Origin of the sequence: Geomonas edaphica (assembly GCF_004917075.1) — a bacterium.
GTDB classification, from domain to species: Bacteria; Desulfobacterota; Desulfuromonadia; order Geobacterales; family Geobacteraceae; genus Geomonas; species Geomonas edaphica.
Window position 1 is genome coordinate 664396 of sequence record NZ_SSYB01000001.1, and the last position, 13998, is coordinate 678393.

The 13998-nt window shown below is 62.1% G+C and carries 15 protein-coding genes; 11 read left to right on the forward strand and 4 right to left on the reverse strand.

Annotated elements, in window-relative coordinates; genetic code table 11:
* Positions 1-82 precede the first annotated feature (82 nt).
* Genes E8K79_RS02820 through mnmA form a run of 7 tightly spaced genes read left to right on the forward strand, consistent with a single transcriptional unit; the run spans position 83 to position 5139 of the window.
* Entirely contained in the window at positions 83-1336 is a 1254-nt protein-coding gene (locus E8K79_RS02820) for an O-acetylhomoserine aminocarboxypropyltransferase/cysteine synthase family protein (protein ID WP_136513388.1), read from the forward strand.
* A gap of 48 nt (positions 1337-1384) precedes the next feature.
* A complete protein-coding gene (gene thiS, locus E8K79_RS02825; RefSeq protein WP_136513389.1) occupies positions 1385-1600 on the forward strand; it encodes a sulfur carrier protein ThiS in 216 nt (71 codons plus the stop codon).
* Positions 1597-2409: a HesA/MoeB/ThiF family protein gene (locus E8K79_RS02830; protein ID WP_135870041.1), complete on the forward strand. Its 813-nt coding sequence runs from the start codon at positions 1597-1599 to the stop codon at positions 2407-2409. The genes thiS and E8K79_RS02830 overlap by 4 nt, the downstream gene beginning before the upstream one ends.
* A 1-nt stretch (position 2410) precedes the next feature.
* A complete protein-coding gene (locus E8K79_RS02835; RefSeq protein ID WP_136513390.1) occupies positions 2411-2812 on the forward strand; it encodes a M67 family metallopeptidase in 402 nt (133 codons plus the stop codon).
* A 35-nt stretch (positions 2813-2847) separates the two neighbouring features.
* Complete coding sequence (locus tag E8K79_RS02840; RefSeq protein WP_136513391.1) at positions 2848-3792, forward strand: 4Fe-4S dicluster domain-containing protein; 945 nt, start codon at positions 2848-2850, stop codon at positions 3790-3792.
* Positions 3793-3813: 21 nt separating this feature from the next.
* Positions 3814-4038: a sulfurtransferase TusA family protein gene (locus E8K79_RS02845; RefSeq protein ID WP_136513392.1), complete on the forward strand. Its 225-nt coding sequence runs from the start codon at positions 3814-3816 to the stop codon at positions 4036-4038.
* 30 nt (positions 4039-4068) lie between these two features.
* Positions 4069-5139: a tRNA 2-thiouridine(34) synthase MnmA gene (mnmA, locus tag E8K79_RS02850; protein WP_136513393.1), complete on the forward strand. Its 1071-nt coding sequence runs from the start codon at positions 4069-4071 to the stop codon at positions 5137-5139.
* A gap of 3 nt (positions 5140-5142) precedes the next feature.
* Here mnmA and modC read toward each other — a convergent pair whose 3' ends face one another.
* The 4 genes from modC to E8K79_RS02870 form a co-directional block, all read right to left on the reverse strand.
* On the reverse strand, positions 5143-6201 hold the full coding sequence (modC, locus tag E8K79_RS02855; protein ID WP_136513394.1) for a molybdenum ABC transporter ATP-binding protein: 1059 nt from the start codon (positions 6199-6201) through the stop codon (positions 5143-5145).
* Positions 6201-6884: a molybdate ABC transporter permease subunit gene (gene modB, locus E8K79_RS02860; protein ID WP_136513395.1), complete on the reverse strand. Its 684-nt coding sequence runs from the start codon at positions 6882-6884 to the stop codon at positions 6201-6203. Before modB ends, modC begins: the two co-directional genes overlap by 1 nt.
* Positions 6885-7325: 441 nt before the next feature.
* The gene (locus tag E8K79_RS02865; protein WP_246043680.1) at positions 7326-8975 is read right to left on the reverse strand and encodes a methyl-accepting chemotaxis protein; all 1650 of its coding nucleotides are present in this window, start codon (positions 8973-8975) and stop codon (positions 7326-7328) included.
* 85 nt (positions 8976-9060) lie between these two features.
* The gene (locus E8K79_RS02870) at positions 9061-9843 is read right to left on the reverse strand and encodes a tyrosine-protein phosphatase (protein ID WP_136513396.1); all 783 of its coding nucleotides are present in this window, start codon (positions 9841-9843) and stop codon (positions 9061-9063) included.
* Between the two features lie 158 nt (positions 9844-10001).
* Here E8K79_RS02870 and E8K79_RS02875 point away from each other — a divergent pair, with 158 nt between their 5' ends.
* The 4 genes from E8K79_RS02875 to E8K79_RS02890 are packed head-to-tail and all read left to right on the forward strand — an operon-like array spanning position 10002 to position 13831.
* Positions 10002-10976, forward strand: coding sequence for a 4Fe-4S dicluster domain-containing protein (locus tag E8K79_RS02875; RefSeq protein ID WP_136513397.1), 975 nt, complete (start codon positions 10002-10004; stop codon positions 10974-10976).
* Positions 10973-11821 (forward strand): FAD/NAD(P)-binding protein, encoded by an 849-nt coding sequence (locus tag E8K79_RS02880; RefSeq protein WP_136513398.1) that lies wholly within the window; start codon positions 10973-10975, stop codon positions 11819-11821. Before E8K79_RS02875 ends, E8K79_RS02880 begins: the two co-directional genes overlap by 4 nt.
* A complete protein-coding gene (locus tag E8K79_RS02885) occupies positions 11818-12576 on the forward strand; it encodes an NADH-quinone oxidoreductase subunit B family protein (RefSeq protein WP_136513399.1) in 759 nt (252 codons plus the stop codon). The genes E8K79_RS02880 and E8K79_RS02885 overlap by 4 nt, the downstream gene beginning before the upstream one ends.
* The gene (locus E8K79_RS02890) at positions 12560-13831 is read left to right on the forward strand and encodes a Ni/Fe hydrogenase subunit alpha (protein WP_136513400.1); all 1272 of its coding nucleotides are present in this window, start codon (positions 12560-12562) and stop codon (positions 13829-13831) included. Before E8K79_RS02885 ends, E8K79_RS02890 begins: the two co-directional genes overlap by 17 nt.
* Positions 13832-13998 lie beyond the last annotated feature (167 nt).

Below are 13998 nucleotides of genomic sequence, written 5' to 3' on the forward strand. Positions count from 1 at the left end.
GTAACTAAAACTACCCTCGCACAACCCTTGCGCCGAGTGCTGGTTTAATCGGTGCCTTATAGTTGGAATCGGAGGAGCGACCGTGGGAGTAGTTGACGGCAAATTGAGGTTCGACACGAAGCTGATCCATGGCGGGTCAAGCAGGGACGCTTCCGGCGCCACCAAGACGCCGATCGTTCAGGCGTCGGCCTTCGCTTACAACACCGCTGAGGAACTGGAGGACGTCTTCAGGGGAAGAGCGTTCGGACAGGTATATACGAGGATCGGCAACCCGACACTGGATGGCCTGGAAAAGCGCCTCGCCGCGGTGGAGGACGGCATCGCCGCCGTCATCACCTCCTCGGGAATGTCGGCCATCACCACCGCGGTCATGGCCGTGGTGCGCAGCGGCGACGAGATCCTTTCCTCCTCGTCGCTCTTTGGCGGCACCTACTCCCTGTTTCACGACACCCTCGCCAACTACGGCATCACCACGAGCTTTTTCGATCCGGTCGACCTGTGGGCGCTGGAGGCAGGCATCAACGATCGGACAAGGCTCATCTTCGTGGAGACCATAGGCAACCCGAAGATGGACGTGCCCGACATCGCGGCGTTCTCGGCGGTGGCGAAGAAGCACGGCATCCCCCTCATGGTGGATGCGACCGTCTCGACGCCCTACCTAGCGCGTATGCGTGAGTTAGGCGCAGACATCATCGTCCACTCGACCAGCAAGTACATAAACGGCACGGCCAACTCCATCGGAGGGGCGATCATCGATGCCGGCAGCTTCAACTGGAACAGCGCCCTCTTCCCGCATTTCGAGCCCTTTTACCGGAAGTACAGAAACTTCGCATTCACGGCCCGGGTGAGAAAGCTGATCCACAAGGACTTCGGGGCCTGCGCCGCACCGATGAACGCATTTCTCTCCGGCGAGGGGCTCGAGACGCTGTCGCTCAGGATGGAGCGTCACTGCTCGAACGCCATGAAGCTCGCCTCCTTTCTGCACGCGCACCCGAAAGTCGCCTGGGTGAACTACCCGGGGCTTGCCGACTCGCCGTTTCACAACGTCGCCAGACGCCAGTTCAATGGGCGCTTCGGCGGGCTGCTGACCTTCGGCCTTGCCGACCGGGCCGCCGCCTTTCGGTTCATCAACGGCCTCACGCTCGCGAAGAACCTTGCCAACATCGGGGACACGAAAACCCTCGTCATTCACCCGGCCTCCACCATCTGCGCCGATTACACGCCTGAGGTGAAGGCGCTCATGGGTGTCTCAGAGGAACTGGTGCGGGTATCGGTTGGAATCGAGGCGCCGGAGGACATCCAGGACGACTTCGCTACCGCTTTGGAACAGGTTTAACGCTGTTTTTTGCCTAATATCTATGCTATCAAACGAGGAGCGCATCTAATGAACCTTATGGTCAACGGCAAACCGGCCAGTATCACCGAAGCACAACCCGTCTCCATCACCTACCTGCTCGAAGCGCTGCAGGTAGAACAGCGCGAATACGTCACCGTGGAACTAAACGGCGACATCATGGACCGCGTGCAGTTCGACGGAACCACGGTGAAAGACGGCGATAACGTAGAGTTTCTTTATTTCATGGGTGGAGGTAGACCGTGAAGCTCACCGAAGAGCAGATCAACCGCTATTCGCGTCACATCCTTCTTAAAGAGGTCGGCGGCAAGGGACAACAAAAGCTGATGAACGGCCGCGTGCTGGTGATCGGCGCAGGGGGCTTAGGCTCCCCGATCGCCCTGTATCTCGCCGCAGCCGGCGTCGGGACCATCGGCATCGCCGACGCCGACCAGGTCGACCTCTCCAACCTGCAGCGCCAGATCATCCACAGCACCCCCGACGTCGGCAAGGCCAAGGTCCTTTCAGCGAAGGAGAAGATGGTCGCCATCAACCCGGACCTGAACGTGGTCACCTACGAGACCTGGGTCAACGCGGACAACATCCTCTCCATGATCGAGGGGTACGATTTCGTCATCGACGGCACCGACAACTTCGCGGCGAAGTTTCTCATCAACGACGCCTGCGTGCTCGCCGGCAAACCATACTCGCACGGCGGCATCCTGCAGTTCGACGGGCAGACCTTCACGGTAGCCCCGGGTGAATCTCCCTGCTACCGCTGCGTCTTCCCGGAGCCTCCCCCCAAGGATGTCATCCCCACCTGCTCCAGGGCGGGGGTCATAGGCGTCCTCCCCGGCATCATCGGCACGCTGCAGGCGACCGAGGCGATCAAGTACCTCCTGGGCATCGGGGACCTTCTGCACGGCAGGCTCCTCACCTACAACGCCCTGCGCATGCGTTTCCGTGAGGTTCCCATCCGCAAGAGCCCGAAATGCCCGATCTGCGGCGAGCACCCCACCATCACCGAGGTGAAGGACGAGCTCGACGCCCTGACGGTCTGCGATCTTGGGCACTAGCATGCTGGAGATCCCCAGAGAGATACTGGAGGCGACCATCGCCCAGGCAAAAGAGGGCTTTCCCCTCGAGGTGTGCGGCATGATGGGCGGGATGGGACACCGCGTCACCACGCGCTACCCGATGACCAACACCGACGCGAGCAACGAACACTTCACCATGGACCCGAAGGAGCAGTTCGCCGCAGTGAAGGCGATGCGCGCTGCGGGCGAGGAGATGCTGGTCATCTACCACTCGCATCCCGAGTCGCCGGCCCGCCCCTCCCAGGAGGACATCCGGCTCGCCCTCACACCGAACGTCTGCCACCTGATCGTCTCCCTCGAGCACCCTGAGGAGCCGGTAGCGAAGGCGTTCCGGATCACCGCCGGGGTCGTGGAGCCGGTGCAACTTACCATCGCAGGGTAGTCCCCCTACCCTTTGCTATCGAACAGGAGCGCGTTTTGGCAGAACAGAAGATAGATCTGAGGAACCTGAAGGCAGGCGGCTTCATCAAGGAGCGCGGCAAGGATTTGTTCACGGTGCGCCTGCGCGTCCCGGGCGGGAGGCTTTCGGTGGACCGCCTGGCGAAGATCGCCGCAGTTGCGCAAAAGTACGGCAAGGGTTACGTGCACCTGTCGGTGCGCCAGTCCATCGAACTCATCAACGTGAACTTCGCCGATTTCGACGCGGTGGTCGCGGAACTGGGCGAAGAGCAGCAGAAGGTCGCCTCCTGCGGCGCCCGAGTGCGCGTTCCGACCGCCTGCGGCGGCTGCGAGTACAACCCCAACGGCCTGGTGGACACACAGAAGTCGGCGCTCGAGGTGGACGAGAAGCTCTTCGGCACCGCCACCGGCCATCACAAGTTCAAGGTATGTTTCGCCGGCTGCCCCTTCGACTGCCCCAAGTCGGCCATCAACGACGTCGGGTTCCAGGGTGCGGTCTGGCCCAGCCTCGACGCAGACGCCTGCATCGGTTGCGGGCTGTGCGCGAAATCGTGCACCGAGGGTGCCCTCGCCATGGCGGACGGCAAGCCGGTATTCGACGCTAAAAAATGCATCTACTGCGGCGACTGCATCAAGGTCTGCCCCACCAGCGCCTGGAGCGCGGCGAAAAAAGGGTACACGGTCCGCATTGGCGGGAAGTGGGGGCGCCGTCCCCTGATTGGAACGCTTTACGCCACCTTCGTACCGGAGGAGCGTGTCGTAGACTTCATCGCCGCCGTGCTCGCCTGGTACCAGGAGAAAGCGGAAGGAGCCGGCCGGGTGCGTCTTGGCGACATCATCATCCGCGAGGGGTGGCAGTCACTGCTTAACCACCTGAGCCGCGACTTCGCCGACTTCGTCGTTGCCGAAACCACTGCTCCGCAGGTCATCGTCAACCAGATACCGCTTCCGGGCCAGGCCTGAAGCATTTATAGAGGAACCTCCATGCAAACTATCGATTTACGTGGTGTTACCTGCCCGACCAACTTCGTCATGGCAAAACTCGAGCTCGAGGATATCGAGGCGGGGACCACCGTGGAATTTCTCCTGGACGACGGGGAACCGGTCAAGAACGTGCCGCGAAGCCTCAAGGACGACGGGCACAAGCTCCTGGGCCTCAAGGAACAGGACGGCTACTACACCCTCCTCTTGGAAAAGGGTGCGGATTAAGAGGCAAGCGCTTCAGCGGGAATGAAAGAGATGTCAGAAAGAAAAAGGGTATTAGTGGCAATGAGCGGCGGCGTCGATTCCTCGGTGACCGCCGCTCTTTTGAAGGAACAGGGTTACGATGTGATCGGCGTGTCGCTGCAGCTCTATGACCGTCCCGAGAACACCCCCTCCGGCGGCAAGACCTGCTGCTCGCTCACCGACGTCATGGACGCGGCGCGGGTCGCCAAGAAGCTCGGCATCCCCTTCCAGGTCATCGACATGCGCGGGCGCTTCAAGGAACTTGTGATAGACGACTTCGTCGCCGAGTACGCCTCGGGGCGCACCCCGAACCCCTGCGCACGCTGCAACGAAAGGATAAAGTTCGGCCTGCTCCTCGAGACGGCCGACGCCCTGAACGCCGATCTCCTCGCCACCGGGCACTACGCCCGGATCGAGCCGGACGAGGACGGCGTGTTCCAGCTGCGCAAGGGGGACGATCCCCGCAAGGACCAGACCTACTTCCTGTTCGCCATGAACCAGCAGCAGCTCTCGCGCACCATCTTCCCGGTGGGGAGGATGGAAAAACCCGAGGTGCGCGCACTGGCGGCACGCTTCGGCCTTCCGGTGGCAAGCAAGCAGGAAAGCCAGGAGATCTGCTTCATCCCGGACAACGACTACGTCCGCTTCCTCGAGGAGCGCGGCGTCACACCCCCCGGCGGCGACATCGTCGACCGTGAGGGGAAGAGGCTGGCAGGCCACGACGGCATCCACCGCTACACGGTGGGGCAGCGGCGCGGGCTCGGCATCGCCTGGAAGGAGCCCCTCTACGTTACCGCCCTCGATGCCGAGAACGCGCGTGTTGTTGTCGGTCCAAAAGAGGAGCTTTTGCGCGCCTCCCTTCTCGCCGACCAGCTCACCTGGACCTCCACACCAATCTCCGTGGTATTCCACGGCACATGCAGCATCCGCTACCGGCAGCAGCCGGTCCCTTGCCGCGCCGAACTGCAGGCGGACGGCAGGCTGAGCATCGAGTTCGACGCCCCGCAGTCCGGCGTCACCCCTGGACAGGCCGCGGTCCTCTACGACGGCGACCGGGTCGTAGGCGGAGGCTGGATCCTTTGACGCTCAACTGAGGCGCCTGAAAGAGGCCGCCTTGATCACGGCATAAATCTCGTTGCGCGCCTGGATGGCCAGGTCGTCCGCGGCCTGGACCACCACCTCCGCTATCAAAGTCTCGTGGCCGCAGCGCAGCTCCACCCCCACCTTGTTCCCGGACGGAAAGGTGTCCACCACAGTGCATTTCAAAAGGTTTCTGGCGCTCACCGCCTCCGGGTGGCGCGTGAAGAGGATGATATCGCGCGAGGATAGCTCGAAGACCGCCATCGGCTCCTCGTCCCCGGCAGAGATGAAGAGTTCCTCCAGCTCCCACCGGTACACGTACAGCCCGCCCATCTTGCGCAGTTTCTCCAGCTGCAGCACGTTGATGTAACCCACCTGGCTCCCCCCCATCCGCTCGCGCGCGAGTTCTTCCGGCGTCGTCTGCGCCAGCACGCGGCCGCCCGCCATCGAGATGACCCGGTCCGTCATGAGACGGATTTCGAGAAGCGAGTGCGAGATGAAAAGGTAAGGAATCCCGAATCTTTCACCGGCACGTTTCAGGTAATGGATGATCTGCAGCTTGAGGCCATCGTCGAGCGCCGAGAGGGGCTCGTCCATGAGCAGGAGGCGCGGATTGGCGAGGATGGCGCGCCCGAGCGCCACGCGCTGACGCTCCCCTCCCGAGAGACGGTTCACGCCGCGCCCCAGGAGTTCACCGAGCTGGAGCACCGATACCAGCGTGGCAAAATCGACGCTGCGCCGCCCCACCCCACTCCTTTTGTACCCGTACATAAGGTTCGCCTCGACGCTTAAGTGCGGGAAGAGGCACGCATCCTGGAAGACGAGCGAGATGCAGCGCCGCTGCGGTGGTACGTTGATCCCCCTTTTGCTGCTGAACAGACACTCCCCATCCAGCCATATTTCTCCCTCTTCGGGCTTCTCGAGTCCTGCTATCAGCTTGACCAGGGTGGACTTGCCGCTTCCGGAGGCGCCGAAGATGCCGACCTGGCTCCCGGACGCAGTGCAGTCGAGGTCGAGACTGAAGGGGCCTCCAAAACCCTTGCGCACCTTCAGAGTCAGCTCCATCAGGCCCTCCTTGCCAGGCGTTTGACGAGCGCCTCGTGTCCGGCGAGCACGAACACGGAAATGCCGACGGCGACGGCACACAAAGAAAGGGCGGCCCGCTCTCCGCCGGGCGAGGAGGCGTAGTCGTAGATGGCTAGTGGAATTGTCTGGGTGCTGCCGGGCATGTTCCCGGCCACGATGATAGTGGCGCCGAATTCGCCGAGGCTTCGGGCGAACATGAGCGAAGCGCCAGAGACGACGCCGGAGACGGACAGGGGGAGAATCACGGAGAGTAGCGTGTCGATGGGCCCGGCACCCAGGGTGCGCGAGGCCTGCACCAGCCTCCCGTCGATCCCCTCCATGGCGATCCTGATGGACCTTACCAGAAGCGGAAAGCCGACGATGGCCGAAGCCAGCACGGCGGCCTTCCACGTAAAGATGAGGCGCACGCCGAAAAGATTGAAAAGAGGCGCCAGCCAGCCGTTTCTACCAAGGGAGAGGAGCAGCAGGTACCCCATGACAACGGGAGGCAGGGTGAGCGGGAGGTTCACCAGCACCTCAAGGAGCACCTTGGCCCGGAACCGGAAGAAGGTCATCAGGTAGGCGTAGAGAAAGCCCAGGGGGAGACTGATCAGGGTCGCCGTGAGGGCTACCTTGATGGAGAGGATGATGGCGTCGCAATCGGCACTGCTCAGAAGGGGCATGGCTCACCTCGCTGTGATGGCCATCTTCTAGCAGGTTCCGTTCCAGATGCGGTAAACGCTAAAAACGCCTGTTTCAGTGGAATTCTCAGTGCTGCGGCAAAAGCGGGCGGGCCTGCACCGTGGGCGTTTGCTGAAATTTAAAGCAGCGCGCGACGGTATCGAATGCGCAATGTGACGCTGACAATGTCACGAAAGGTTCGTCCCGAATGGGGGATATAGATCCCTGTGCAGCGTATCTGAACTCGCGCCCCCCTTTCGGGGATCATGAACCAACCAAGGCAAATCCCCCCTGCCCCCCCTTCGCAAAGGGGGGGACCTTGGGGCTCATGCAGCGCTTCTGTGAGGTGCACCGTAGCACCAAGCTACTTCAGAAAATCCAAGAAAAAGGGGGCGGCCGCATGCAAGGCCGTCCCCTTTTCCGCTGACAATATGTCAGTCGCCTCAACCGACGAGCCTGAACCGGCTCACGATGCGCTCGAGGTCCTTTACGCATCCGGTGAGCTGGGATGCCTGCCCCGCGCACTGGTGCGCCCCATCGGCAGTCCCCTGCACCAGGTCGGTGATCTGCCTTATGTTGCCGCTGATCATACCGGTGGTCGCAGTCTGCTCCTCGGCAGCCTGAGCGATCTGCACCACTTCTCCCGCCACGGCGTTCACCTGCTCGAGGATCTCCTTTAGCGCCGTACTCGACTTGGTCGCCTCGGCGGTGCCGTTTTCTACCTCGTGCACCCCTTCCTCCATGGCGTAAACGACCTCTTTGGTATCGGACTGGATCGCCTTGATCATGTCGGCGATTTCCCTCGTCGCTCTGGTGGTCCGCTCGGCAAGGGCCCTCACCTCGTCGGCGACGACGGCGAAACCCCGCCCCTGCTCGCCGGCACGGGCCGCCTCTATGGCTGCGTTCAGGGCAAGGAGGTTGGTCTGGTCCGCAATGTCCTCGATGGTCCCGATGATGAGCCCGATCTGGTCGCTGCGTTCTCCGAGCTGTTCGACGGTCGTGGAAAGTCCTTTTACCCGCTCGGCGATGCGCTGCATCACGGTGATGGTATTGCCTACCACCGACACGCCCGTTTCAGCGATGTCGCTCGTGGTGCGCGAATTGTCTGCTGCGTGTTGGCAGGTCCGCGATATCTCCTGGGACGTTGCCGCCATTTCTTCGCTGGCGGTGGCGATGGTGACGGTCTCGGTGGCGACGACCCCGGCGTTGCCCGCTATCTGCCCGGAGGCTACTGAGAGCTGATCCGCAGAGGTGACTAGGGTGATCGAGGTGGCGTTGATCTGGTGCATCACCTCGGCGAAACGCTCGACCATCGTCTTCATGGTCTCCATCATCACCCGGACGCTCCCCCTCCCCTCCACGGCGACCTGCACGGAGAGATCGCCTCCCGCGATGCGCTCGAGCACGGAGGTGCAGGCGGAGAAAGACCCTTGGATACTCCTGATGATGAAGAGGCTCAAGAGCACGCAGCCGAGGGTGACCGCGATGCACATGACGATGAGCACGGCAAGCGAGCGCGACAGCTCGCTGACGGTCGATTTTTCCAGGGCACTTCCCTTGCTGTCGGCGATTTGCACGAGCTTGTCGATGGTTGCCCGGTGCTCCTCGTACAGGCCGGTGAGCCTGGCCAAAACCTCGCCGGCCTTGGACGCATCGCCCGAGGTGACGGCAGGAAAGAACTCGTCCGTCGCGGTGCGGTAAAACTGCTCCGCAGGCCGGTAGGAGGACTCAACGAGCAAGGTCTTATCCTCGCCTGCGGCAAGTTCCTTGACCCAGAAGGCATGGCGCTCTTCGTATTCACCCTTCAGTTTCTTGAATGATTCCTGCAGTTTTTGCAGCTTGGCGGGGTCGGTCTCACGGGAAGCCTGCAGCACGACGAGATAGGACTCGATGATGTACTCGGGAGGGGGGAGTATGTCGGCAACGAGATCCTTTCCCTGGACAAGCTGGGCGTAAATCGGGCCGTTCACCTTTACCCTGTTTATGATGGAATGCGCCGTAATGGATACCAGGATCAGTCCCGCGATTGAGACTACCGCCATGGTGACGATTAGTTGCAGAATGCTGAACCTTGATACTTGGGACTTGTTCATCGTTACCTCACAGAGGGATTGGTTCACTCCGTCAACCGTTATCGGCTTCCCACTGGAGGTGCTTGAGGTAAAAAATGCGGCGCTTTTACCGTGACTGCAGGAGGGTGCCCCTCAGAAGAGTCAAAGCGGCCTCCTCGCCGACCTCGGCCGTTATGGCCTCCTTCCCTTTTTGCAGCATTTCGGCGAGACCTTCGGGACGATGAGCGTCGCTGCCGATGCAGGAATAGAGACCGTGACGCAGAAACAGCAGGGCACGCTCCCGGACCTCGTTCCCGTAACGTCCGGCGAAGCTGCCGAGGTTACCCTGAAACACGCAGCCCGCGCGCTTCATAGCCATGATCGTCGAGTCTTCCGACAGTTCGGAGGTCTTCTGCCATCCCATAACGGAGAAAAGCGCTCCATGCAGGCCATGCTCGCGTACCTGCGGTTCGAAGGCGCGGCACCGCTCCGGGTGCGCGATCAAGGGTTCAAGACCGAGCCGAAAGAATCTCTCCACCATGGAGGAGAGCAGTTCTGGGCCGTCCCGAAAGGGGACCTCCACTAGCATCCTCCTGTCCTCCGGCCTGGCATGGACCGATTCGAGCAGCAACTCGGGCAGAAACTCGTCGAGATAGTGCTCGCACCCCGGCACGAGTTGAAGAAGGATGCCAGCGTCGTTTAGATGCCCCTGCAGCACACTCACCGCGCTGGTAACACGGGCGGGATTATTCTCAAAGCAACCGCGGATCATGTGCGGCGTGCAGACTACGGTACGGAAACCGAACTCACTGAGGATCCTCGCCATGGCAAAGGACTCTTCGAGATCGGTTGCGCCGTCGTCAACGGCAGGCACAATATGGCAGTGATAGTCGGTAAAATCTTTCTCCATATAGTTTCTGTAGCACCTATGCCGGTCGAAGTCAAAAATCACCGATGAAAATTGCCGTTTCTCCTCGCGATCAGAGCCTGTAACGCTTGCAGTCGCAGTATGGCACTTGCCTTTGCCTTCTCCGCCGATAAAATTGAGCCTTGTGCAAGGGGGTAAAAATGGAGAAGTCCTTCCTCGAAGCGACACAGCTAAGCAGTTTCCTTGAGAAGCTACGGCTGTTCGGCGAACTGCACGGTCCGACCGTGACCGATGCCGGAGTCGCCACCTTCGCACCCATAGCGGCTCCCTCACAACTTCGCATCAATTACCGCAGAACCCAGATCCCCCCAAAGAAATACCTGCTCCCCTTCCGGGAGCAACTCCTGAGCTATCGGGACGGGCGCTACGCCGAACCCGCCGAAACCCAGCCCCCCATCGTCCTTTTCGCCCTTCATCCGTGCGACCTGGCCGGGATCGCCTACCTGGACCTCGTTTTCCTCGGCGACAACACCGATCCGGGGTATGCGGCGCGCAGGGCGCGGCTCACCCTGGTCGGCATCTCCTGCGAGCCTGACGATTTCTGCTTCTGCTCTGCTCCGGACTCCGCTGCCAACTGCGACGCATTCCTCACGGCGGTTAAGAGCGGATACCTCTTCTCTGCGGTTACCGCGCGGGGAGAAGCAATTGCCGCGGCGGCAGCTGATCTCTTCAGCACAACCGAAGTCCCTCAGCCGGTGGCAGCGCAGCATCCGGGAACGGGCGTCGCCCCCCAGGGTCCCGAACTGCGCTTCTCGGACAACCCGCTCTGGCAGAAGTTCGCCGACACCTGCGTCTCATGCGGGGCCTGTTCCGTCTGCTGTCCCACCTGTTACTGCTTCGACGTGCGTGAATATCCCGCTCTCGACGGCGGGGGAGTACGCATCAGGGAGTGGGACAACTGCTTCTTCGCGACGCACGGAGAGGTGGCGGGCGCGAACTTCCGCCCCACACGTCTCGACCGCCTGCGCTACCGTTTCCTGCACAAATACTGCGGCTTCACGCCGCTGCAGGGCATCACCTCGTGCGTCGGCTGCGGACGCTGCAAGGCCGTTTGCCCCGTCGGCATCGACCTGCGCGAGCTCTTCAGTGCGGCACGTGGGGAGATGTCGCCATGAACGAGAGGGTAAAAGACATGCACCTGCCGTTCACCGCGCGGCTTATCGAGCGGCATGAGCTCACCGAGGATACGTCCCTCTTCCGTATCGCCCCCGAGGGGGCAGCCCTTTCTCAGCTGTCCCGTTTCGTCCCGGGTCAGTTCGTTCAGATCTCCGTTCCCGGCGCGGGAGAAGTCCCGATTTCGCCGGCCGACCTCCCGGGAGAAGACGGGACGCTTGAACTGTGCGTGCGCCGCGTGGGACACGTGACCGAGCTGTTGCACCAACAGCTCCCGGCTGCACCGCTCGGCATCCGCGGTCCTTTCGGCAACGGATTTCCTCTGGAGGAAATGACCGGCCATCCCGTTCTGTTACTCGCCGGTGGCCTCGGCATTGCTCCGCTACGCTCCCTCCTCATGCACCTTCTCAGGCACCGCGAACGTTTCGGCGAGATCACCCTGATGTACGGGGCGCGCCAGCCAAAGCTCATGCTGTTTCGCGAGGAGATGGCGGCGCTCGCCGCACGCGGGGAGATGCGACTGTACCTCACCGTCGATTTCGCGCCGGAAACGAACGGCATCCAGTCCTGCGCGGTGGGGCTGCTGCCGGATCTCCTGAAAGGGTTTCGTTTCGACGCACCGGCGACCTACGCTGCGGTGTGCGGCCCCCCTCCCCTGTACCGCTGCCTCATCGCCGACCTCGAGCAGGCTGGGGTGGCGCCGGGACGTATCATGCTGAGCCTCGAACGCAGGATGCGCTGCGGCGTGGGGCGCTGTTGCCACTGCGCCATCGGCCAGAAACTCTGCTGCGTGGACGGGCCGGTCTTTCGGGCCGGCGAATTAAAAGACATACCGGAGGCGCTGTGAAACTTGTAAGGCTTGCCATAGCGGGGCTTACCGCCTGTTCCGGTTGTCAGCTCACCCTACTTAACTGCGAGGCCGAACTCCCGGATGTGCTGCAGCGTTTCGAGCTCGTATATTTCCCAATGGCACAAAGCGGCGGCCGCCGCGAAGGACCGTTCGACGCCGCCCTCGTCGAGGGTGCCGTTTCCACACCGGCAGATCTCGATATGCTCTTCAGCCTGAGAAACGCGAGCCGCCTGCTCGTGGCGTACGGAACCTGCGCCGCTTTCGGCGGCGTCGCCGCCATGAACAACGGCCAGTCACAGAGACAGGAACTGCTCCAGACCGTGTACGGGAGCCAGCCGAGCCTGCCTGAGAGCTTCGCACCGGCCCCCTTCGGCAACTTCGTGAGTGTGGACTGGACCATACGCGGCTGTCCTCCCGAGAAGGAGGAGGTCGTAGAACTGCTCGCGGCACTCCTTGCGGGGACCCTCCCGCCGGTCCGGTCCTACCCGGTCTGCACCGAGTGCCGCAGCAGGGAGAACCTCTGCCTCCTTATGGAAAAAGGGGAGCTGTGCCTTGGGCCGGTCATACAGGGTGGATGCAACGCGCGCTGCCCTGCTACGGGCATCGTCTGCGAGGGTTGCCGCGGCCCGGTGCGGGAGGCGAACGTGGCACAGGAACTGGAGCTTCTGCTCGAGCGGGGCTTTGGCCGCGAGGAGATCGAGCGCAGGATGAACAGGTTCAAGCCGGGGTGGGACTATGGGCAGCGTCGTTGAAATAAACCCGTTGACGAGACTCGAAGGGCACGGCAGCGTGAAGGTCTTCCTTGACGGTGCCCGCGTCGAGCGGGTGGAGCTGCACCTGAGCGAGTCCCCTCGCCTTTTCGAGGCCCTCCTGGTCGGGAAGAGCTACGCCGAGGTCCCCGACATCGTATGCCGCATCTGCTCGCTCTGCTCGACGGTACACAAGGTCACGGCGCTACTCGCCGTCGAAGACGCCCTCGGTATCGAGGTCTCCGAGCGGACCTCGCTCACCAGGGAGCTCATGCTGAACGGGGCTACCGTCCAGGACCACGCGCTGCACCTTTATTTCCTGGTGCTCCCCGACCTCCTCGGCGTGCAGGGTGTCGCAGAGCTTGCCGGCACGGCGCCGGAACTCGTCAAGCAGGGACTCGCCATCAAAAAGGTCGGAAGCCTCATCCAGGAGACGGTCGGGGGGCGCCTGATCCATCCGGTGAACATCCGCCTTGGCGGGCTTGGACGCGTGATTTCGAAGCATGAACTTACCCAACTAAGAGACGAGTTGCGCCGGGCGCTTCCCGCCTGCAGTGACGTCTGCCGGCTCTTCAGTACCCCATTTCCCTTCCCAAAACTCCCGGAACCCGCCTTTCTCGCCCTCGAGCCGTTATCGGCCCCACTTGCCTCGCGGCGCTTGCGCCTCAGTCGTGACCGCTCTTTTGCCGTAGGGGAATACCGGGAGCATGTCGCGGAAACGCTTCTTCCGCACTCAAACGCAAAGCTTTCCAAGGTGATGGGTGTGGAGGCGACCGTAGGGGCCCTGGCCCGCTTGCATCATGGCCCCACCTTGAGCGAAGGCGCAGATGAGATTTTCAAGGCACATAGGCATGAACTGATCGGGAAGGACATACGGGGCAACAACCTCGCCCAGGCCATCGAACTATACGACGCCGCCGAGCGCGCCCTTCAACTCGTCGAGCGTCTTTTGGAACTGGGACCCGGCCCCGAAGCCGGCGTCGCAGTGGCGTCGCGCGGCGGTACAGGAACCGCGGCCTGCGAAGCACCGCGCGGGGTACTGATTCACAGCTATACCATCGACGACGCCGGCATTTGCACACAAGCCGATGTGATCACCCCAACCGCCCTGAACCAGGGTGCGATGGCTCGGGACCTGCTGGCGCTCGCGCGCGGCATGGAGGGAGAAGAAACGGCTCGGATGACCGCCGCGCTCGAACGGCTGATCCGCTGTTACGATCCGTGTATCTCATGTTCGGTCCACACCTTCCCACTGTAGCTGCGGTAACCGGTGCTGACTCGGGGCGCTGCAAGGAAGCAACTTTTGTTGCACCCTGACACGGAACAGGACATCCCGGCAAAGGGCAACTGTCATACCAACAAGCAATAAAACTGGTCAGACAGGTCCTTCTAGCCGCTATGACGAAAGGGAAAAGACGGCGAAAT

Coding starts and splice junctions, on each gene's coding strand:
- E8K79_RS02890 (WP_136513400.1), top strand. CDS start 12,560: ATGGGCAGCGTCGTTGAAATAAACCCGTTGACGAGACTCGAAGGGCAC.
- E8K79_RS02865 (WP_246043680.1), bottom strand. CDS start 8,975: ATGAACAAGTCCCAAGTATCAAGGTTCAGCATTCTGCAACTAATCGTC.
- E8K79_RS02845 (WP_136513392.1), top strand. CDS start 3,814: ATGCAAACTATCGATTTACGTGGTGTTACCTGCCCGACCAACTTCGTC.
- mnmA (WP_136513393.1), top strand. CDS start 4,069: ATGTCAGAAAGAAAAAGGGTATTAGTGGCAATGAGCGGCGGCGTCGAT.
- thiS (WP_136513389.1), top strand. CDS start 1,385: ATGAACCTTATGGTCAACGGCAAACCGGCCAGTATCACCGAAGCACAA.
- E8K79_RS02880 (WP_136513398.1), top strand. CDS start 10,973: ATGAACGAGAGGGTAAAAGACATGCACCTGCCGTTCACCGCGCGGCTT.
- E8K79_RS02870 (WP_136513396.1), bottom strand. CDS start 9,843: ATGGAGAAAGATTTTACCGACTATCACTGCCATATTGTGCCTGCCGTT.
- E8K79_RS02835 (WP_136513390.1), top strand. CDS start 2,411: ATGCTGGAGATCCCCAGAGAGATACTGGAGGCGACCATCGCCCAGGCA.
- E8K79_RS02875 (WP_136513397.1), top strand. CDS start 10,002: ATGGAGAAGTCCTTCCTCGAAGCGACACAGCTAAGCAGTTTCCTTGAG.
- modB (WP_136513395.1), bottom strand. CDS start 6,884: ATGCCCCTTCTGAGCAGTGCCGATTGCGACGCCATCATCCTCTCCATC.
- modC (WP_136513394.1), bottom strand. CDS start 6,201: ATGGAGCTGACTCTGAAGGTGCGCAAGGGTTTTGGAGGCCCCTTCAGT.